Genomic DNA, 18670 nt, shown 5'->3' on the forward strand with positions numbered 1-18670 from the left:
GCCTGTATGCTCGCCGAGACCGTCGCCGTCGCCCTCTGGACGATGCTGCCCGCGTACATCCCGAACAACGCGGCCGTCCTGTTCGGGGGCGGTCCCCCCATCGACGGCGGCCGCACGTACGACGGCAAGCGCATCCTCGGTGACGGGAAGACGTGGCGCGGCACCGCCGCCGGCACCATCGCTGGTGTCGTCGTCGCTTTCGGCTTGAACGCCGTCGACGCCGCCGTCGCCGGCCTCGTTGGCTTCGACCTCCCAACGTTTCCGCTGCTCGCCGCTGTTGGTCTCGCCTTCGGCGCGATGCTCGGTGACATCCTCGCGTCGCTCGTCAAGCGCCGGAGCGGGCGCGCCCGCGGGGCGTCGTTCCCGGGACTCGACCAACTGGACTTCGTCGCCACCTCGCTGTTGCTCGCCTTCCTGCTCGCCCCCGCGTGGGCGAGTGACGTGTTCTCGCTCCCGGTCGTCCTCGCTATCGTCGTTGTGACGCCCGTGCTCCACCTGACAACGAACGGAATCGCGTATCTGTTGGGGCTGAAAAACGAGCCATATTAACGCGCACCTTTTTGCTGTTCGGGCTTCCTCGCGCGCCGGAGGCGCGCTGTGGGAGCCACTCACAGCAAAAATCTGCACCGCGAGACGCGGAGCGTCTCGCCTGCTGCTGAGAAACGCGGTGCGTTTCTCGCATCGCGGAAATCAGAGATTTCCGCAGACCTCGTTCGCTTCGCTCACGAGGACATCAAAAAACCGCAGCCGCGCCTCCGGCGCGGTGAAACGCCTCGCTTTGCTCGGCGTATGCCCTAGACTACCGGGCATCGAGTGCTCGATTCGGTCAGGACGTGACGGCTAGATACGTGAGCCCCAAGGCCAGCAGGGAGACCGCCGTCGTGACGACGGCAACGAGACTCCCGGCGTCGAGATAATCCGAGACGCCGACGCCGAGCGCGACCGACGTCCCGTCGAACAGCCACGACACTGTCTGAATCGTCCGTAGACATACGCCCCCTGTGGCTCGGATAATACAGAGCGTTCGCGTGGATTAGACGCTCAACAGGAACAGCGTCGCGCCCGCGAGCAAGCTCTCGAACGAGAGCGTGCCGATGGCCGACAACAGGAGGAACTTCCTGTCTCCGAGTTCGGCGAGTCCCGCCGGAATCGTGAGCATCCCGCGCGTGAACAACAGGGAGTTCGAGACGGGGACGACAATCGGTCCCCAGTTCTCGAACCACTGGTCGAAGCGCCCGAGCCGCTCGTCGCTGATTCGGACCCACCGAGATTCGAGCAGGCGTTCACGCCCGAGTCGTTTGGAGGCGGTAAAGAGGGCGAACTGGCCGGCCGTCGCGCCGACCACCGCGACCGTCAGCAGGACGAACACGTCGAGCGGGCTGCCGTCGGTGAGAAACACCGCCGCCGGGATGATTCCCTCGCTCGGGACGAAATACAGCAGCATCGCCCCTTCGAGGACGAAGACCCCGAGCACGATCGCCAGTCCGAAATCCGAGGAGAGGATGTCTCTGAGTACCGGCAACGCCTCCTCCAGACGCGCGGAGAGATACTCGACGACATCGACTTGGAGGGGAACCACAGCCACGGTTTCGGGGGTGACGGTAAATCCCTTTTCGTGTCGAACGACGCGGTTTTCACCCGCGACCACCGACTGTTGGTATGCATCCGACCGACCGGCCGCGCCGACTCCGCGCGGACGGCATTCGTGATATCGTCGCCGAAACCAGGCTCTCACCGTCGGATTTCGTCGTCCCCGTCTTCGTAGACGCGACGACCGACGAGCGCGTGCCAATCGAGTCGATGCCCGGCCACGAGCGCGTCCCAGTCCACGAGATCGTCGACCGCGTCGAAGAGATACTGGTGACCGGCATCGAGTCGGTCATGCTGTTTGGCATCCCCGAGTCGAAAGACGAGGTCGGCTCGCGCGCCGACGCCGACGACGGGGTCGTCCAGCGCGCGCTCCGCCGGCTTGACGCCGAGACCGACGCCTACGTCATCGCCGACCTCTGTCTGTGTGAGTACACCGACCACGGCCACTGTGGCATCCTCGAAGGCGATGCCGAACACGACGCCCACCTGACGGTGCGAAACGACGCTACCCTCGATCGGTACGCCTCCATCGCGCAGTCGTACGCCGACGCCGGCGCGGACATGATTGCTCCCTCCGGGATGATGGACGGGCAAATCGAGACGATTCGGTCGGCGCTGGACGCCGACGGCTACGCCGAGGTTCCCATCATGGCCTACGCCGCGAAGTACGAGTCCGCCTTCTACGGCCCCTTCCGCGATGCGGCCGACGGTGCGCCGGCCTTCGGCGACCGCCGTCACTACCAGATGGACCCCGCCAATTGCCGGGAGGCACACCGCGAGGTGAGCCTCGACGTACAACAGGGTGCCGACGCGCTGCTCGTGAAGCCCGCGCTCTCGTATCTGGATATCGTCGCCGACGTGCGCGAGAACTTCGACCGCCCCGTCGCCGCCTACAACGTCTCCGGCGAGTACGCCATGCTGCACGCCGCCGCCGAGAAGGGCTGGCTTGACATCGAGGAAGTCGCCCACGAATCTCTGGTTTCTATTAAGCGTGCCGGCGCGGACCTCATCGTCACCTACTTCGGGGAGACGGTCGCCGAACGGCTCTGAGTGTGGCAAGTATTGTCGCGCGCCGGGCGTAAATCGCCCCGATAGCGCCCACAGCGCGGTTGACGACCGTCCAGAACCGAGGCGGAATAGCTCCAGCTTTCCGGCCAGAAAACAACCTTATACACACTATACTGTACGTTATTTTGAGCATACGTCCTCTTATCGGACTCAAAACTTGTTTCTTCCAACCAAGAGATTATATACCTCTCTCCCATGCCACTCGGGTGTGTATAACATGACGAAACTGGTCGAAATGCGTTCGGACGTAAACGTTTGGGCAGCAAAACTGGAAGGTGGTAGCTGATGTCGGTAGCGCTTCCGCTTCAGGCCGGCATCGAAGCCATCTCGTCGGGCGTGAACTACGTGTGGATTCTCGTAGTGTGTTTCCTGATCTTCTTCATGCAGCCGGGGTTCGCGCTGCTCGAAGCGGGTCAGGTGCGTGCGAAGAACGTGGGCAACGTCCTGATGAAGAACATGACCGACTGGGTGGTCGGCGTGCTCGTATTCTTCATCTTCGGGGCGGCCTTCTCGGCGATGATTGGACAGCTGACCACGCCGGGGCTGGCATTCGACCCCGCAGGGGCGTTCGGCTACATCACCGACCCCGGCGCGGCCGGCTGGATTGACTGGTTCTTCGGCGCGGTGTTCGCCATGACCGCGGCGACGATTGTCTCCGGGGCCGTGGCAGAGCGCATGAACTTCACCGCCTACGTCTTCGTCGCCGTGGCGATGACGGCGGTCATCTACCCCGCGATGCCCGGCATCGCGTGGGGCGGCACGGGGCTGCTCTCGTCGAACGGCTTCATCGGTGACGCACTCGGCGTCGGCTACTTCGACTTCGCCGGGGCGACGGTGGTTCATATGTGCGGTGGGCTTGCCGGTCTCGTCGGCGCGAAGATGGTCGGTGCCCGCGCCGGCCGCTTCGACAGCAACGGCGACAGTCAGGCGATTCCGGGCCACTCGATGCTGCTCGCCGTGCTCGGGACGCTGTTCCTCGCCTTCGGCTGGTACGGCTTCAACGTCGGCACGCAGGCGACCGTCCTCACCGCGGAAGGTGAGTTCATGGGTGCCGCGCTCGGCCGCGTCGTCCTCAACACTACCCTCGGGATGGGTGCAGGCGGTGTCGCCGCGATGGTCGTCTCTGCCGCGTGGCAGGGGAAGCCGGACCCGCTGTGGACCGCAAACGGTCTGCTCGCCGGACTCGTCGCCGTGACCGGTGCCGTCCCCCACGTCACGTGGTGGGGCGGAATCCTGCTGGGTCTCATCGCCGGTGCGCTCGTGTTGCCGACCTTCCGCTGGGTCGTCGACTCGCTGAAGATCGACGACGTGTGTGGCGTGTTCGTCGTCCACGGTAGCTCCGGTGCCATCGGCACCATCCTCATCCCGGTCTTTGCCGCACCCGGCGTGTTGTCCGCCGGCGTCGGCACCCACCTCGCGATGCAGGTCATCGGTGTCGCCGTCATCGGCATCTGGACCGTGCTCGCGTCCATCGTGGTCTTCGGCATCGCCGACGCGCTGTTCGGACTGCGCGTCTCCGACGCCGAAGAGGAGGAAGGACTCGACAGCTCCGAACACGGTATCTCGGCGTACCCCGAGTTCGTCGGCGACAGCGGTGCCGGCAGCCGTAGTAGTGGCGCAGTCTCGGCCGACGGCGGCCGCGTGGAGACGGACGGCGGTGTTGCGACAGACGGAGGTGACAACGAATGAGTGACGAAATCAAACTCGTGATGGCGTACATTCGTCCGGACAAGCTGAGCGACGTGAAACAGGGACTCGCCGAGGTCGGCGCACCGTCCTTGACGGTGACGAACGTGTCGGGCCGCGGCTCACAGCCGGCGAAGACCGGCCAGTGGCGCGGCGAGGAGTACTCGGTCGACCTCCACCAGAAGGTCAAAATCGAGTGCGTCGTCGCCGATATCCCCGCAGACGAGGTGGCCGAGGCCATCTGTGCGGCGGCGAAGACCGACGAGAAGGGCGACGGCAAGGTGTTCGTCCTCCCGGTGGATGAGGCCTACCAGATTCGCACGGGGAAGACGGGGCCAGAGGCCGTCTAACCGTGTCGGAGCCGTCTCCCCGGTCCGAGACCGACCCGGTCGGCCGGGCCGCTATCGACGGGGCGAGACGGGCTGAACGCGCGGGCCACGTCGACGGATACGCCCCGCTCATCGACTTCGACGCGCTCGACGCTCGGACGGTCGCCGTCCGGCTGCAGGTCGCACCGACTGCCCTCGACGGCGTCGTCGAGATGCTCGCCGACCACGCGGTCACGGTCTTCGAGACCACCGGTCGGCTGAACGTCTTCGCCGTCTGTCGGTTCTCGACCGACGACCGCCGGGACGCGTTCCTCGCGACGCTGGCCGGCGACGACTGCGTGCGCGACGTACAGACGAACCCGGCGCTGCGGACGGTCGTCGAGGGGGACGCGACCAGCCTGCTGTAGTCGCGGCAACTTTTGACACGCGCACCGGTGTCAGCCGGCGAGCGCGACCGATTTTTGGTGCACACTTGTGCAAAAACACGAGCTCCGATGACCGGTTTCTGGCTACTCATCGATCTTAAACACGTAATGTTCTACCGTATTCTGGACGACCGTCCGCGAGTGGTCAAAAATCGTGCGGCTGTCTACTATACGCTTATGTAGCTCTCTTTCATCACGACCGGACGAGATGTACGAGACAATCGTTGCAGAATCGAGTTAAAAACGAATAATCACGAACCGCTCGAGGGAGGGGTATGACCGCGTGGCACAGGCGTCACTCGACCTCGGTGCAGTAGTCGACGCCGTCAACGCCGTCTGGGTGCTCACGGTCACCTTCCTCATCTTTTTCATGCACGCCGGCTTCGCGATGCTCGAAGCGGGCCAGGTCCGCTCGAAGAACGTCGCGAACCAGCTGACGAAGAACATGCTCACCTGGAGCGTCGGCGTCACCGTCTTCTTCCTGCTCGGCGTCACGGTCTCGAAGGTCGTCGCCGGCCTCACCGTCGGTCCGTCCTTCACCCTCTTTTCCGTGTTCGACGCATCCAACGCCGTCGCCGACGGCGGCGGCTGGGTGAACTGGCTCTTCGGTGCGGTGTTCGCCATGACGGCGGCGACGATCGTCTCTGGTGCCGTCGCCGGCCGCATGAAACTGCGCGCGTACGTCACCTACACCATCACCCTCGCGGCCATCATCTACCCCGTCGTCCTCGGGTTCACGTGGGGTGAAGGGTTCCTCTACCAGCTCGGCTTCACCGACTTCGCCGGCGGGATGATCGTCCACGGGGTGGGCGGGCTCGCCGGGCTGACCGCGGCGTACATCGTCGGGCCGCGGCTCGACCGCTACAACGCCGACGGCTCCGTGAACGTGATTCCGGGCCACTCGGTCAGCTTCGCCGTGCTCGGCACGCTCATCCTCGCCTTCGGCTGGTACGGGTTCAACATCGGCACGGCCGCGACTCCGCTTGCCGGTGACGGGACCGCGCTCGGCGCCTTCGCCGGTGTCGGCCGCGTCGCGCTCACCACCACTCTCGGGATGGCCGCCGGCGCGATGGGTGCCGGACTGGTCGCGCTGTACCGCACCGGCAAGGTCGACACGCTGTACGTCGCCAACGGCATGCTTGCCGGGCTGGTCGGTATCACTTCGAACACGGACATCATCGTCTGGCCGGCCGCGCTCCTCATCGGCGGACTGGCCGGCGCACAGCTACCGATCGTCTTCTCGTTCGTCGAGAAGCGGCTCAAAATCGACGACGTGTGTGCGGTCTTCCCGGTCCACGGGAGCGCGGGCGTACTCGGAACGCTGCTCGTCGCCGTCCCGGGAATGACGGTCTCGTCAGTGAGCATCGACCCCGTCGCGCAGGTGGTCGGCGTGCTCGTCATCGGTGGCTGGACCGTCCTCGCGACGGCGGGCGTCTTCGGCGCGTTCAAGCTACTCGGCGAGATTCGCGTCTCCCGCGAGCACGAACTCGAAGGCCTCGATATCTCCGAACACGGTGTCGACACCTACCCCGAGCTCGGCAAGCCGGAGACGGTCGCCGACGGTGGCTGGGTTGAGTCGAACGGCGTGGTCCGCCCCGACGGCGGCCGACCGAACGACGGCGGTATCAAGCTCGTGATGGGGTTCATCCGCCCGGACAAGCTGAGCGACGTGAAACAGGGACTCGCCGAGGTCGGCGCACCGTCCTTGACGGTGACGAACGTGTCGGGCCGCGGCTCGCAGCCGGCGAAGACGGGCCAGTGGCGCGGCGAGGAGTACACGGTCGACCTCCACCAGAAGGTGAAAGTGGAGTGTGTCGTCGCCGACATCCCCGCTGACGAGGTCGCGGCGGCGATTTCGGACGCCGCCCACACCGACGAGAAGGGCGACGGCAAGGTGTTCGTCCTCCCGGTGGATGAGGCCTACCAGATTCGCACGGGGAAGACCGGCACCGACGCGGTCTGAAGCCGGCGTTCTTTTCTCCCGGTGCTCGCATACTCGGGTATGACTGACGACCTCATCGCGGCGCTTCGGGACGCCGACGCCGTCCAGTACGGCGAGTTCGAGCTCTCACACGGCGGCACCTCCGAGTACTACGTCGACAAGTACCTCTTCGAGACGGACCCTCACTGTTTGCGACTCATCGCCGAGGCGTTCGGCGAGCGACTCGACGGCACTCGCCTCGCCGGTGTCGCGCTCGGTGCGGTCCCGCTCGTCGCCGCCACCAGCGTCGAGACCGACACGCCGTACGTCATCGTCCGGAAGAAGGCCAAGGAGTACGGCACCGGCAACCAGATCGAAGGTCGCTTCGAGGCGGGCGAGGAGGTCGTCGTCCTCGAAGACATCGCGACGACCGGCCAGTCCGCCGTCGATGCCGTCGAGGCGCTGCGCGATGCCGGCGCGGTCGTGAATCGCGTGCTTGTGGTTGTTGACCGTGAGGAGGGTGGCCGCGAGAACCTCGCCGAGCACGACGTGGAGATGGAGGCGCTCGTCACCGCGTCGGATTTGCTTGAGGACAGGTAGGCCGGCTTCGTTTCTGGCTGTCTTGCCACTGTACGGCTTTGTTCTGGTTCCGACAGCGCCGCTTCGTTTGCGCTGGCTTCCGACAGCACTGCAATCACTCTCGTTGCTTGGCCCCGGGGAAACCGCACCCGCACCGGGCGCTCGCGTGTCGCTTTTTGCTCCCGCTCGCTGGCCCGCGGTCTCCGACCGCTCTCCCAACCCTCCCCCGGACCGCACACGCTCGCACGGCGAGCGGTGCGGTAGGCCACCGCCACAGTTGCTTGTGCGGTGGCGTGCGGCTCGGCGCGCACGAGGCGCGCCGTCTCTCGTACGAGGTCGTCGCGAGGGAACCGAGCGACGGCGTGTCAGCGCGTGTGCTGACAGTGGATGAACGAGCGAAGCGAGTGAATCGGCTGGGGAGGCTCGTGGTGCTGTCGCTGTGCTGTGTCCGGGGCCAAGCAATCAGGGTGGTGTCGGTGCTGTTGGACTCAAACGAGCTAACACTCGAAAAACGTCCAGCCTCGCCAGAACAGCCGGTTCAGCTCTCAGGCTCCTCGACCCGCTCCTCACCGCTGAAGTGCGCCGAATTGTCCTTCGGCTCGTAGCCCAACGCCTCCTTCGCGCGCTCCAGCGAGTAGTACTTCCGGTCGTTGTCCGAAATCCCGTAGACGATTTCGTACTCGTACTCGGCTTCCAGCGCGCGCTGGTGGAGGTGGGCGCAGTCGCGGTGAGACAGCCACATCGCCTGCCCGCGCTCGTAGTCGATGGGCGGGTGGGCCTTCGTGAGGTTGCCGATGCGGATGTTACAGACGGCCACGCCGTGCTCGTCGTGGTAGTAGCGACCGAGGGTCTCGCCGGCGACCTTCGAGACGCCGTAGAAGTTTCCCGGCCGGGGAAGCTCCGTGCCGTTGAGCTTGAAATCGTCGTCCGTCCGGTAGAGGTCGGGTTTGCGCTCGGTCTCGAAGTGACCGACGGCGTGGTTCGAAGAGGCGTAGACGAGCTTCTCGACGCCGGCGTCGATGGCCGCGTCGTAGAGCACCTTCGTCCCGTGGATGTTGTTCTGGAGCACCGACTCCCACGGAGCGTCGCGTCGGGGGTCGCCCGCGAGGTGGACGACGGACTCGACACCGTCACAGGCTTCGGCCATCAGGTCGGCGTCGGTCACGTCGCCGACGAAGTAGTCGGCGTCCGGCTCCTCGGCTGGCTGGCTGTGGTACAACAGCGTCCAGTCGTACTCGTCGCCGAGACCGTCGAGGATGGCCCCGCCGACGCGCCCACCCGCGCCGGTCAACAGGACGGGGTCGTTCATACCCGAAGGTGGGGGGACCGAGACAAGAAACGTGCGGTTCGACCGCTCGCCCGCCGAGGATACCCTTATCGGTCCTCCGTCGAATCCACGGGTATGTCCACCACCGACGGTCCGAACGGTCTCGCCACGCTCACTGTCGAGGACGGCGTCGCGGAGCTTCGACTCGACAACCCCGACCGGAAAAACGTCTTCTCCCCCGGGCTTGGCGAGGATATCATGACTCACCTGCTCGCCGTCGAGGACGACGAGTCGGTCGCCGCGCTCGTCGTGACGGCCGCAGGGGACGTGTTCTGTGCCGGGCTCGACTTGGACGTGATGACGGGCGAAGACGAGGACGCTATCCACTCGTTGCTCGACCGACTCGACGCCGTCCGGCGGTGGCTGGCGTCGGCTCCCGTCCCGGTCATCGTCGGAGCGACGGGGGCCGCCCCCGGAGCCGGTGCCGTCCTCGTCGCCCACACCGACATCCGCGTGCTCGGCGAGGGGACGCGGCTCTGGTGGCCCGAGGTCCGGCTCGGCCTGCGCGCGTACCACGAGACGGTGAATCTCGCCGCCGCCGTCGGGCTTCCGAAGGCGACCGAGCTGATGTTGCTCGGCGAAGACGCGGCCCTCGACGCGCGAGAGGCCCGACGGCTCGGCTTCGCGAACCGCGTCGTCGATCCCGCGGACGTGGACGCCACGGTACGGGAGATGGCGGCGACGGTCGCCGAGCGCGATGCTGCCCACGGCCAGATTCGCGACTACGTTGAGGTGTTGCGCCACGCCCGCCGGGAACAGCTCTCGGGCAGCGAGCAGTTCGCCCGCGAGCGCGCCCCCTGATTCCGGGACGACCAAGACGCCCGCGCCCGTGTGTCGGGTATGGACGCCACCGACGCCGAGACCGCCTGCTTCGAAGCCGGTATCAAGTTCGGCACGCTGTACCACCAGTTCGCGGGCACCCCCGTCGCGCCCGACTCCACCGAGTCGCTCGAACGCGCGATGGAGGAGGCAATCGAGAACCAACCGTTCTGTGAGTCGGTCACCGTCGCCATCCACGAGTCGCGCGTGCGGGAGGCAATCGACCACGCCGAAGCCTACACCGAACTCACCGGCTCGCTGATGGACGTACGGGTGCGGATTCACTACGAGGGTATCGACGTGGAGACGGCGATGGCGATGGAGGACGGCTATCCCCGGATGCGGGTCGTCGACGTGTCGGACAACGACTAAGCCGCTTCACGTCGAGTCGCCGATATGTCACTCAGTATCTTCGACCGGCTGGACGACGCCGTCGCGGCGGCGCGATCGCTGCTGCTCCCGTTCGACACCGGCCGCTGGCTCCGGCTGACGGTGCTCGCACTGCTCGTCGGCGGCGGCGGTAGCTCCGTCGGCGGGAGCGCGGGCGCGACCGCCGGTAACATTCCCGGCTCGGCCGACGTTTCCGGACAGTTCCCCAACGCCGACGTTCTCGTGCTCGTCGCCGCAGTCGTCGGGATACTCCTCCTCGTCGGACTCATCGTCGGCTATCTGGCCTGCTGTTTCGAGTTCGCGCTCGTGGACGGACTCGCGACCCGAGAGGTGTCGATTCGGGCGAACGTACGCCGGTACGCCGGACAGGCCGCCCGACTGTTCGGATTCCGACTCGTCGTCTTTCTGCTCGCCGCCGCGGTCGTTCTCCTCCCGGTCGCCGCCGTGTTCGACTTCTCGCTCGATATTCAGCCGGATGCGTTCACCCTCTTCGGCGTGCTCGGTATCCTCGCGACGCTGCTCGTCGCGGCCGTCGTCGCCGGGACGGTGCACGTCCTGACGACGATGTTCGTCGTGCCGACGATGTACGCGACCGACCGTGGCGTGCTCGCCAGCTGGCGACACGTCTGGGGCGGACTCACCGACCACCCGTTCGAGACGGTCGGCTTCGTCCTGTTGTCGACGTTTCTGTCGGGGGCGGCGCTGGCGATGGTCGGGACCGTCGCCGGTATCGTCGGGCTCGTGGTCGTCGTCCCGGTCGCAGTCGTAAGCATCGCCGCGTTCGGCCTGCTCGGGCCGCTCGGACTGGTGGTCGTCGTCCCGGTCGTCCTGCTCGGTGTCCTCTCGCTCGCCGTCATCTCGGCTACACTCCGGGTGCCGGTCGTCGTCGGGATGCGCTACTACGCGCTGTTGGTGCTTGCCGACCTCACCGGCGTCGACCTGCTGGAAGCGACCCGCGAGGCGACCGACATCGCCGCGCCGCGGTAGATTCCACTTTCACTTTCGGGCGCGTTTATAAGGTAACGCGTGCCAACTGTGGCGTATGAGCCAATCCAGCTTCGACGACGAGGAACTGTTCGGTGAGGCGGCCACGGAGATGCGCGCCGAGGTGGAGGATGCACTGGCCGAGGCGTGGCGCGCGCTCCCCGACCCCGATGACGTGTGGGACGTGGACGCCGACAACACGCTCGGCGTGTTGAACGCACTGAAGGGTGCCCTCGACATCGGCGACGCCACGGAGCAGTTGCGCGAGGCCAAAAAGCAGTTCGTCATCGGCCAGCGCGCCGATGCCTTCGAGGACGCCGGCGACCTCGAAGCCGAAATCGAAGAGCTGGAATCCTTGCTCGGCGACATCGAGACGGCCCACGAGGAGGCGTCTGACCTCGCCTCGACCCTGCCGGGGCTTCGTGGCGCACTCGACGACGCCGTCGACGACGACAGCGAGTAGCTACCGGTCGACGACGGCCGCCATCACGTTCGCCAGCGCCGCCGCCGCCTCGTCGAGCAGTTCCTCACCCAGCGCCGCGCTCGCGTCGTTCGGGTCGCCGATGTTGCCCGACTCCGTGAACGCCTCGAAGTCGTACGCGATGTTCGTTCCGTCGACGAAGACGCCGAAGTTCTCACCCATCCCCTCGGCCGCCTCCTCGAATCGCTCCTCGCGCACCAGTTCGGGGTACAGATGCATCATGAGGGAGGTCTCGACCCCGCCACCGTGGCCGAGTGGCACGTCCGAAGCGACCACATCGAACCACGTGAACGGGACGGCGTAGCCGTCCTCGTCGCGGGTGACGCGCCCGCAGAGTTCACGCAGCGCGTCGGTGTTGCCCCCGTGGCCGTTGACGACGACCACGCGGTCGAAGGTGTCGGCCAGCGACCGGACGCTGTCGCCGACGTACGCGCGGAAGCTGTCTTCGGTCACCCACATCGTCCCGTCGAACGCCCGGTGTTCCTCCGCGACGCCGACCGGAATCGTCGGTCCGACGACCGCTTCACCGTCGTACGCCGCCGCGCCCGCCTCCGCGATGGCTGCCGCCGAGAGGTGATCGACCCCAAGCGGGGCGTGTGGCCCGTGCTGTTCGGTGCTCCCGACCGGAAGGAGGGCCACGTCGGCGTCGCTGTCTCTCGCGTCCGTCCACGACTGCTCGCTCAGCTTCATACCTCATCCCCGACCACTGCGAGCAAGAAGCCGACGGTTCGTTAAAACAGCTCGTCGGCGTGGATGGTGCCGTCCTCGTCGCTCCCGCGGACGGTCACCTCCTGTCCGAGTCGGACCTCCTCGCTCGTCACGACCGTCCGGGCCTCCTCGCCGTTGTCGAGCATGACGGGGTCGCCCGTCTGGACGACCGTGCCCGTGAACTCGACGGTGTCGCCGGCCGTCACAGCCGAGTCGTCGTCTGTGGTCGAGTCGGCATCTGCGCCCGACTCTGTGCTTGACGACGACCCGGATTCGGATTCGGCGTCGGAATCGCCGGCGAACGCACCCAGCCCCGTCTCGTCCGGTTCCTGTTCTTCCGTCTCGACGGCTCCCGACGCGGCGGTCGCACCGTCCTCGAGCAGGGAGACGGTCGACTGCCAGCCGGCGGAGGCTTCGAGGTCGTCCTGCCAGCCGTCCTGAATCTCTACGTCGGTACACGACACCTCGTCGCCGGGCGCGATATCGAGGTCGGCCTTGTCGCCCCAGAGCGCGACCCGGATGTCCCCCGTCTCATCCTGTACCCGGATGTTCCGCACCTGTCCCTCGCTGCCGTCGTCGCGGTCGAAGGTGCGTTTCGGGTCAGCAGAGCGAACGACGCCGGCGATGTCGACAGTCTCGTCCATCTCTACGTCGGCGATGTCGGTCGTCTCGGGGACGTACTGCACGTCGTCGTCGGTCTCCTCGACCGCGCCGCGGTCCCCGACGTGGAGTTCGAGCGAGCCGTCCCGTTCCCGGACGTAGCCGTCGATCACCTCGACGGTCGTGCCGGGTTCGAGCTCCTCGGCGCGGGTGGCCTGGTCGTCCCAGAGGGTGACGCGGACGCGACCCGTCTCGTCGCCGAGGGTGAGATTCGACACGCGGCCCTCGCTGCCGTCGTCGCGGTCGAAGGTGCGGACGGTATCAGTCGAGAGGACGCGTCCGAGCAGATTCACGTCCGACTGGCCGATGGTGAGCGCCTCGATGGCCGAATCGTCGCCCACGTCCACGTCGACGGTTGCTTCGGCGTCCCCCTCGACGCGGTCGGCACTCACTTCGAGACCGTTGTACCCTTCGTTCGGGCGGCCGCTGATGCGCAACACTTGGCCGGCTTCCAGTTCTTCCGCCGCGGCAGCTGCGTCCTCGTCCCACAGCGCGACGCGGACCCGACCCGTCTCGTCTGCGACCTCGATGTTACACACCTGTCCGTCCTCGCCCTCGTCGCGCTCGAAGGTGCGAACCTCGCCGATGGACAACACCTTCGCGAGGAACTTCACCTCCTCCATGCCGGGTTCGATGTCGGCGATACCCTCGACTTCCCCCTCGGTAAGTTCGTGTGCGAGCAGCATGGCAGCGGTTTCTTCGTCGGCGAGCCCGCCCATCTGCTCGACCTTCGCCTCCACCGCCTCCTCGAACTCTTCGAGAGAAACGTCCTCGGCATCGAGGTCCTCGTAGACCTCCTCGATGTCGCTCATAGTTACAGATTCCATGTGAGGGTCGCGATTAAGGATTGTCGTTGGCTGACGGTCACGCCGGGTGTGGCGCGGCCTCCCGTATCAACCTCCGGTCGGGGAATCGCAAGCCCTTTAGCCGAAACCGCGAATGGATAGATAAGTCCGGTTAGGGTAGTGGACTATCCTCTTGGCTTGCGGAGCCAGGGACCAGCGTTCAAATCGCTGACCGGACGTACCAATTCCTCCGCCCTACGGCGGTTTTCTCTGTCTCCGACGAACGGAGACACACAATGACGAAAGCCAAGAAAACAGGTTCGGGTGAATCGTCCCCGCGCCGTCACGGGATTACAGTCATCACTGAGCCAACGGAAGAAGAGCTTGCAGAACGCCAGATTTCGGACTATCGCGGTCATCGAGAGAAATTCATCAAGTGGGTACTAAACTTCGGGAAAGACCCAGAGCGCGGGGAGGGGTACGCCGAAGCGACAGCAGACATCCGTTGTGCGAGGGTCGATAAGTTCTACCGATGGGTGTGGGAGCAAGAAGATGGGTACACCACGCGCATCTCGCACGAGCACGCGGACACGTATTATCTGCCGTTGTGTAGCCGACCAGTCCGCCGGAAGGGGGTTCGTGAAGTGGCACCCCACGTGTTATCCTGCCGGTTTACCGTACCAAATCCTATAATCTATACTATGACAATCGGGGGACCATCACAAAGTTGTACCAGCCTATATAGAATACTTCGCAAGATTGATATCGTCTTCGGAGACAGAATCCAGTCGTGTTGAAATCAGTGGAGAATTCGTCTGCCCGATTGGGATATTATTCTTTCGTGTTTGGTCTACTCACTTTTGTCGGGTCACTATTCCCGCAATTTGAGATTCCGGTTTTCCTTTCGGTAATTGTGGTTATAGTAAGTTTCTCTTTCTTTATATTAAGTTTTAGCACGTCCAAGTGGCAAACTTATTCTCGGAAGTCAAAGAAGAGAATATTGTGGGGGCTATTTTTTCTCCCCTTTGTTCTATACATTCCAGTAAATCTGGGTTTATTATCTATCGGAATAGTTGAGCTAAAACTACACGACTTTGGGGCATATTATAATGCTGCAGTTCGCTGGCTACATAACGCACCACTTTACCAAACAACGCAGGAAATACCAGCATTAGACGCACAAATATCTGGAAGTATGCCATATCTCTACCCACCTATAGTCGTACTTATATTTGTCCCATTCACATTCTTACCACCTGTGATTTCTGGGGTTGTATGGGATTTGACTATTCTAACATTCCTCATTTGGTCCGTCTCTATGTTAATTTCTACATTTAATGTGACTATTAATCGAAGAAAGAAACTTCTTCTCTACTTCGCAGTTGCCTCTTTTGGTCCGACTATCACGTGGATGAAAGCTGGCCAAATATCTGGTCTATTGGCAGCTCTCTTGTGTTTATCCGGTGCTACACTCCGCTCAAACCGGCACGGGTTAAGTGGGGCTTTTACCACTCTCGGAGGTATTGTTAAACCGTTTTATGCAACGAGTGGTGCCCACCTTCTCCGGCACCGAAAAAGATTCCTTAGTGCCGTTGTATCAGGTGCAGCCATTCTCTTATTCGGATTGTTGGTATTCGGTGTTGACACCCACTTAGAATATCTTGATGTTCTGAGACAAGGAAAGGGATGGGAGACAGCGACCGGGCCAACTAACTGGAATGCTGGCCATTTTAATCCATTCTATATACTTGGTCCACTGAAGCACCTTCCGAGAATAATCATCGTTTTAGGAACTGCCGGATTAGCACTATATTCGAACAAAACAGAGATTCCTATTGAGTATATCTTCGCGTTAGGTGTTTCAATCGTCCCGTTAGCGGGACCTACGACGAATACTCTCGCTTTGAGTGCTAGTATTCCTGCGATATTGATGGTTGGTTTCTATGAGTTAGAACATAATGGAGAATTTCCTAAAATCCTCGCCATTAGCACATTACTCATACATATTCACCCATATACTGTTGAGTTTGTTAGTAAGTTTGGGCCTCAAATATATCCACCTCTCAAAATACTAACTCCAGTTATACCACTTCTCCAGCCCGCGCTCTATGGAATGGGACTACTGGTGGGCTATCTTGTGTATCGTTCGTGGAAGAATCCAGTTGTTTGACCTACAAGGGGCGGGATGCCTACTTCGACCACGACGGGGGGTTGTCAGTAGTGTCACGACAGTTTTTGAGAGACATCTATTCACTACCAGCACCGAACCTCTTATTCAACTAAATCAGTCAAGACCTGTGACAGTTGTGCCCCCCACCGGTACTCACATCGACCGTCTCGTCCGAGGCTTGCTGTATACCGAGTAGTCTACCATCGGTACAGTGGTACGTTCGGACGACCAGTAGGTGCGTATCTTCGTTCGCCAAGGAGGAACCCCAACTTACGACGAGGGGTGGATTCGGTCTTGGGTCAGGGGTAGAGAACTCACGGAATCGTCGTTGTCGGTCACACCATCGAGGCGGGTATTTATAAGCCGAAAGCACATACAATTGCAGTACGGAGACGGAGAAGCCCGCTATACGGAGAAACGACGGGTTGTCGTTGGAAGTGGAAGACCACTTCAGGAGACGGCTTGCGGAGCCAGGGACCAGCGTTCAAATCGCTGACCGGACGTACTTCTACACGCCGAGCCGCTGGACCCTGAGTTGGTGTGCGTCAGTTTCTCACAGTAGCGTCCGCTATCCGAACAGTGACCACATATCACGACTCTTGAGGGGTCGCTGTCGAGAGGCGCATATGGCACAGACCGCCATCGAGGCAGTGGACGACGCCCGCGAGATCCTCCGGCACGAGCGCCGACGTGTCGCCGACGAGCGCGAGGCGTTCGACCGCTTTGCCCGCCTGCTGGCCGGCGTCGAATCCGAGACGCCCACCGCGACGACCGGCTCGCGTACGCTCCTCGGCGACGGGGGCGTGTCGGCCGGGGCACGCGCCGTCCGCGACCACTACCAGTCGACCGTGATGTCGGTCCCCCACTACGACAGCGAGTACGGCGACAGCTACCGGGAGAGTCTCGCCATCGAGTTCGGTCCCGACGTGGCTGCCGCCCTCGAATCGGGCTTCGACGCCCGGACGAAACAGGCCGTCCACGCCGCTGCCCGCGACGCTCACGCCGACCGTGTGCGGTTCGTCGACGCCCTCGACGCCGAGGCGGCGGCCCTCACGGACTACCGTGAGACCTGTCTCGCCATCGCCGATGAGCGTCTCGCCGTCGCCGAGGAGGCGCACGGCTGCGAGGAGTACGGAACGCTCGACGCGCTCCGCACCCAGTGTCTCACTCTCGAAGCCGACTGTGATGACTTGGCCGGCGAGCGCCAACAGGCGGTTCGTGCCTGCCGTGCCGACCTCGGTCTCCCTGACGCCTACCCGAACCTCCAGGAGTACCTGTACGCGCCGCTAGAGACTGACTACCCCGTGCTCGCTGCTACGACCGATATCGCCGCCCAGCTGCGTGACTGCCGCCAGACGGTCGAGGAGCGACTCGCGCTCGCGAGCTAGCGACGACCGACGTTTTCAGGCTTCGGCCCGACAACTCCGTATGGACGTTTCGCTCGTCGACCGACTTCGCGCCGGGGTCGCAGTCTTCAACGCCGGCCACTACCACGCAGCCCACGACGCGTGGGAACCGCCCTACCGCGAGGCGACCGGCGACCGCCGCGACTACCTGCAGGGACTCATCCAGTTTGCCGCCGCCGCCCACCACGTCACGACCGGGAACCGCGAGGGAGCACAGGGACTCGCCGACAGCGCGCTCGAGTACCTCGACGGACAGGACGGCGACATCGACCTCGCGCCCGTCCGCGCGTGGCTCACTGCCTGTCGCGACGACTACGACCGAGTCGAAGGCACACGCCCGCCGGACCTCACCTACGCCGGGCAACGGCTCGACGTGCGCGACCTCCAGTACCCGGCAATTGCGGTGGCTGCTCCACTGGTCGCGGAGGCGACCGGCTACGACGCTGATCTGCTGGAAGCGGGGGCCGAGTTCGCGCTCGCCGACCTCCCCGGCGAGCCGAGCAGTCCCTTCGTCACGCTCGTGCTCGATTTCCTCCACGGGGAGCGACGGGGCGTCATCGTTCACCGACTCGACCAGCACGTCACCCGTAGACAGGCCCGCGAGGACGACGTGGCCGGGCTGTTCGACCCGTGAGCGAGTGTGTGGTCTGCGGGAGTTCTGTCTCCGTCAGCGACGCCTGCGTCCACTGTGGCACGCCGGTGTGTGAGACGCACCGCGACCCATCGGCCCACGAATGTCCCGGCGTCGAAAGCGACAGCGACCGGTGGTACACGAACCCCGACGTCGGCCGCGCCGACACCGAGTCGAGCGCGACGGGCGGAACCGACCGCTCGAACCCGCGGCGGGTGGCGGTCGGCGTCCTCGCCGTCGTCGCCGTCGCGCTCGCCGGGACCGCGGTCTTGGCTGCGACGACCGCCCCGCTCACCTTCGACGAGTCACGGGCCGAATCGCGCATCGTCGCCGAGACGAACGAGGTGCGAAGCGAGCGCGGACTGGAGCCGCTGGCCGGAGACGCCTCGCTCGCGCAGGTGGCACGAGCACACAGCGCGGACATGGCCAGACAGGACTACGTGGACCACGTCGCGCCCAACGGCTCGACGCCGGCAGACCGGCTCCAGCGGTTCGGAATCGAGTGTTACGCGGCGGAGAACATCTACTACACCGAGCAAGGAGGACTGCTCGTCACAGAGGGAACCTACGCCGAGCGAACGGTCGAAGAGTGGCTCGATTCGCCCGCCCACCGCGAGACGCTGCTCGACGCTGACGCCAGCCGCCAGGGTATCGGACTGGTGCGGGCGAACGGCCACATCTACGTGACTCAGCTAGTGTGTTAGGTTCGCC

20 protein-coding genes and 1 tRNA gene are annotated in these 18670 nt (G+C 64.1%); 16 read left to right on the forward strand and 5 right to left on the reverse strand.

The window, feature by feature from the left end; all coding sequences use genetic code 11:
• The first annotated feature begins 6 nt into the window (after nt 1-6).
• Nucleotides 7-549 carry a CDP-2,3-bis-(O-geranylgeranyl)-sn-glycerol synthase gene (locus DMP03_RS08805; protein ID WP_152120322.1) on the forward strand — a complete coding sequence of 181 codons (543 nt, stop codon included), beginning with the start codon at nt 7-9 and terminating at the stop codon, nt 547-549.
• A 277-nt stretch (nt 550-826) separates the two neighbouring features.
• Here the strand turns inward: DMP03_RS08805 and DMP03_RS14310 are convergent, their stop codons facing one another.
• Together DMP03_RS14310 and DMP03_RS08810 are read right to left on the reverse strand one after the other, a co-directional pair.
• Nucleotides 827-970 (reverse strand): hypothetical protein, encoded by a 144-nt coding sequence (locus tag DMP03_RS14310; protein ID WP_172967114.1) that lies wholly within the window; start codon nt 968-970, stop codon nt 827-829.
• Nucleotides 971-1033: 63 nt separating this feature from the next.
• Nucleotides 1034-1579: a DedA family protein gene (locus DMP03_RS08810; RefSeq protein ID WP_225870799.1), complete on the reverse strand. Its 546-nt coding sequence runs from the start codon at nt 1577-1579 to the stop codon at nt 1034-1036.
• 80 nt (nt 1580-1659) lie between these two features.
• On the opposite strand from DMP03_RS08810, the gene hemB reads away from it, so the two are divergent.
• The 6 genes from hemB (at nt 1660) to pyrE (ending at nt 7619) form a co-directional block, all read left to right on the forward strand.
• Nucleotides 1660-2640, forward strand: a complete 981-nt coding sequence (gene hemB, locus DMP03_RS08815) for a porphobilinogen synthase (protein WP_152120323.1) — start codon at nt 1660-1662, stop codon at nt 2638-2640.
• Nucleotides 2641-2943: 303 nt separating this feature from the next.
• On the forward strand, nt 2944-4347 hold the full coding sequence (locus DMP03_RS08820) for an ammonium transporter (protein WP_152120324.1): 1404 nt from the start codon (nt 2944-2946) through the stop codon (nt 4345-4347).
• Nucleotides 4344-4694 carry a P-II family nitrogen regulator gene (locus tag DMP03_RS08825; protein WP_152120325.1) on the forward strand — a complete coding sequence of 117 codons (351 nt, stop codon included), beginning with the start codon at nt 4344-4346 and terminating at the stop codon, nt 4692-4694. Before DMP03_RS08820 ends, DMP03_RS08825 begins: the two co-directional genes overlap by 4 nt.
• A 2-nt stretch (nt 4695-4696) precedes the next feature.
• On the forward strand, nt 4697-5080 hold the full coding sequence (locus tag DMP03_RS08830) for an Lrp/AsnC family transcriptional regulator (RefSeq protein ID WP_152120326.1): 384 nt from the start codon (nt 4697-4699) through the stop codon (nt 5078-5080).
• Nucleotides 5081-5468: 388 nt separating this feature from the next.
• Nucleotides 5469-7061 (forward strand): ammonium transporter, encoded by a 1593-nt coding sequence (locus DMP03_RS08835; RefSeq protein ID WP_152120466.1) that lies wholly within the window; start codon nt 5469-5471, stop codon nt 7059-7061.
• A gap of 39 nt (nt 7062-7100) precedes the next feature.
• Entirely contained in the window at nt 7101-7619 is a 519-nt protein-coding gene (gene pyrE / locus DMP03_RS08840) for an orotate phosphoribosyltransferase (protein ID WP_152120327.1), read from the forward strand.
• A 517-nt stretch (nt 7620-8136) separates the two neighbouring features.
• Here the strand turns inward: pyrE and azf are convergent.
• Nucleotides 8137-8907: an NAD-dependent glucose-6-phosphate dehydrogenase Azf gene (gene azf / locus DMP03_RS08845; RefSeq protein ID WP_152120328.1), complete on the reverse strand. Its 771-nt coding sequence runs from the start codon at nt 8905-8907 to the stop codon at nt 8137-8139.
• 93 nt (nt 8908-9000) lie between these two features.
• Between azf and DMP03_RS08850 the strand changes: the two genes are divergently transcribed.
• From DMP03_RS08850 to DMP03_RS08865, 4 genes are read left to right on the forward strand one after another with little or no spacing between them, the layout of a single operon-like run.
• Nucleotides 9001-9726: an enoyl-CoA hydratase/isomerase family protein gene (locus tag DMP03_RS08850; protein WP_152120329.1), complete on the forward strand. Its 726-nt coding sequence runs from the start codon at nt 9001-9003 to the stop codon at nt 9724-9726.
• A gap of 39 nt (nt 9727-9765) precedes the next feature.
• A complete protein-coding gene (locus tag DMP03_RS08855) occupies nt 9766-10116 on the forward strand; it encodes a dihydroneopterin aldolase family protein (RefSeq protein ID WP_152120330.1) in 351 nt (116 codons plus the stop codon).
• Nucleotides 10117-10140: 24 nt separating this feature from the next.
• The gene (locus tag DMP03_RS08860; protein ID WP_152120331.1) at nt 10141-11121 is read left to right on the forward strand and encodes a DUF7544 domain-containing protein; all 981 of its coding nucleotides are present in this window, start codon (nt 10141-10143) and stop codon (nt 11119-11121) included.
• A 55-nt stretch (nt 11122-11176) separates the two neighbouring features.
• Nucleotides 11177-11581 carry a DUF5790 family protein gene (locus DMP03_RS08865; RefSeq protein WP_152120332.1) on the forward strand — a complete coding sequence of 135 codons (405 nt, stop codon included), beginning with the start codon at nt 11177-11179 and terminating at the stop codon, nt 11579-11581.
• Here DMP03_RS08865 and DMP03_RS08870 read toward each other — a convergent pair whose 3' ends face one another.
• Entirely contained in the window at nt 11582-12289 is a 708-nt protein-coding gene (locus DMP03_RS08870) for a creatininase family protein (protein WP_152120333.1), read from the reverse strand.
• Nucleotides 12290-12330: 41 nt separating this feature from the next.
• The gene (locus DMP03_RS08875) at nt 12331-13779 is read right to left on the reverse strand and encodes a single-stranded DNA binding protein (RefSeq protein WP_152120334.1); all 1449 of its coding nucleotides are present in this window, start codon (nt 13777-13779) and stop codon (nt 12331-12333) included.
• A 139-nt stretch (nt 13780-13918) separates the two neighbouring features.
• Between DMP03_RS08875 and DMP03_RS08880 the strand changes: the two genes are divergently transcribed.
• The 5 genes from DMP03_RS08880 to DMP03_RS08900 all read left to right on the forward strand — a co-directional run bounded on the left by DMP03_RS08880 (nt 13919) and on the right by DMP03_RS08900 (nt 18663).
• Nucleotides 13919-13991 (forward strand) — tRNA-Arg (locus DMP03_RS08880).
• Nucleotides 13992-14542: 551 nt separating this feature from the next.
• Complete coding sequence (locus tag DMP03_RS08885; protein WP_152120335.1) at nt 14543-15922, forward strand: glycosyltransferase family 87 protein; 1380 nt, start codon at nt 14543-14545, stop codon at nt 15920-15922.
• 626 nt (nt 15923-16548) lie between these two features.
• A complete protein-coding gene (locus DMP03_RS08890) occupies nt 16549-17310 on the forward strand; it encodes a DUF7260 family protein (protein ID WP_152120336.1) in 762 nt (253 codons plus the stop codon).
• 40 nt (nt 17311-17350) lie between these two features.
• Nucleotides 17351-17962: a DUF309 domain-containing protein gene (locus DMP03_RS08895; protein ID WP_152120337.1), complete on the forward strand. Its 612-nt coding sequence runs from the start codon at nt 17351-17353 to the stop codon at nt 17960-17962.
• Nucleotides 17959-18663, forward strand: a complete 705-nt coding sequence (locus tag DMP03_RS08900; protein WP_152120338.1) for a CAP domain-containing protein — start codon at nt 17959-17961, stop codon at nt 18661-18663. The genes DMP03_RS08895 and DMP03_RS08900 overlap by 4 nt, the downstream gene beginning before the upstream one ends.
• Nucleotides 18664-18670: the final 7 nt, after the last annotated feature.

Origin of the sequence: Halosegnis rubeus (assembly GCF_009184545.1) — an archaeon.
Taxonomy (GTDB): domain Archaea; phylum Halobacteriota; class Halobacteria; order Halobacteriales; family Haloarculaceae; genus Halosegnis; species Halosegnis rubeus.

Coding starts and splice junctions, on each gene's coding strand:
- DMP03_RS08820 (WP_152120324.1), top strand. CDS start 2,944: ATGTCGGTAGCGCTTCCGCTTCAGGCCGGCATCGAAGCCATCTCGTCG.
- DMP03_RS08855 (WP_152120330.1), top strand. CDS start 9,766: ATGGACGCCACCGACGCCGAGACCGCCTGCTTCGAAGCCGGTATCAAG.
- azf (WP_152120328.1), bottom strand. CDS start 8,907: ATGAACGACCCCGTCCTGTTGACCGGCGCGGGTGGGCGCGTCGGCGGG.
- DMP03_RS08890 (WP_152120336.1), top strand. CDS start 16,549: ATGGCACAGACCGCCATCGAGGCAGTGGACGACGCCCGCGAGATCCTC.
- pyrE (WP_152120327.1), top strand. CDS start 7,101: ATGACTGACGACCTCATCGCGGCGCTTCGGGACGCCGACGCCGTCCAG.
- DMP03_RS08860 (WP_152120331.1), top strand. CDS start 10,141: ATGTCACTCAGTATCTTCGACCGGCTGGACGACGCCGTCGCGGCGGCG.
- hemB (WP_152120323.1), top strand. CDS start 1,660: ATGCATCCGACCGACCGGCCGCGCCGACTCCGCGCGGACGGCATTCGT.
- DMP03_RS08865 (WP_152120332.1), top strand. CDS start 11,177: ATGAGCCAATCCAGCTTCGACGACGAGGAACTGTTCGGTGAGGCGGCC.
- DMP03_RS08835 (WP_152120466.1), top strand. CDS start 5,469: ATGCACGCCGGCTTCGCGATGCTCGAAGCGGGCCAGGTCCGCTCGAAG.
- DMP03_RS08805 (WP_152120322.1), top strand. CDS start 7: ATGCTCGCCGAGACCGTCGCCGTCGCCCTCTGGACGATGCTGCCCGCG.
- DMP03_RS08825 (WP_152120325.1), top strand. CDS start 4,344: ATGAGTGACGAAATCAAACTCGTGATGGCGTACATTCGTCCGGACAAG.
- DMP03_RS08895 (WP_152120337.1), top strand. CDS start 17,351: ATGGACGTTTCGCTCGTCGACCGACTTCGCGCCGGGGTCGCAGTCTTC.
- DMP03_RS08870 (WP_152120333.1), bottom strand. CDS start 12,289: ATGAAGCTGAGCGAGCAGTCGTGGACGGACGCGAGAGACAGCGACGCC.
- DMP03_RS08850 (WP_152120329.1), top strand. CDS start 9,001: ATGTCCACCACCGACGGTCCGAACGGTCTCGCCACGCTCACTGTCGAG.
- DMP03_RS08875 (WP_152120334.1), bottom strand. CDS start 13,779: ATGAGCGACATCGAGGAGGTCTACGAGGACCTCGATGCCGAGGACGTT.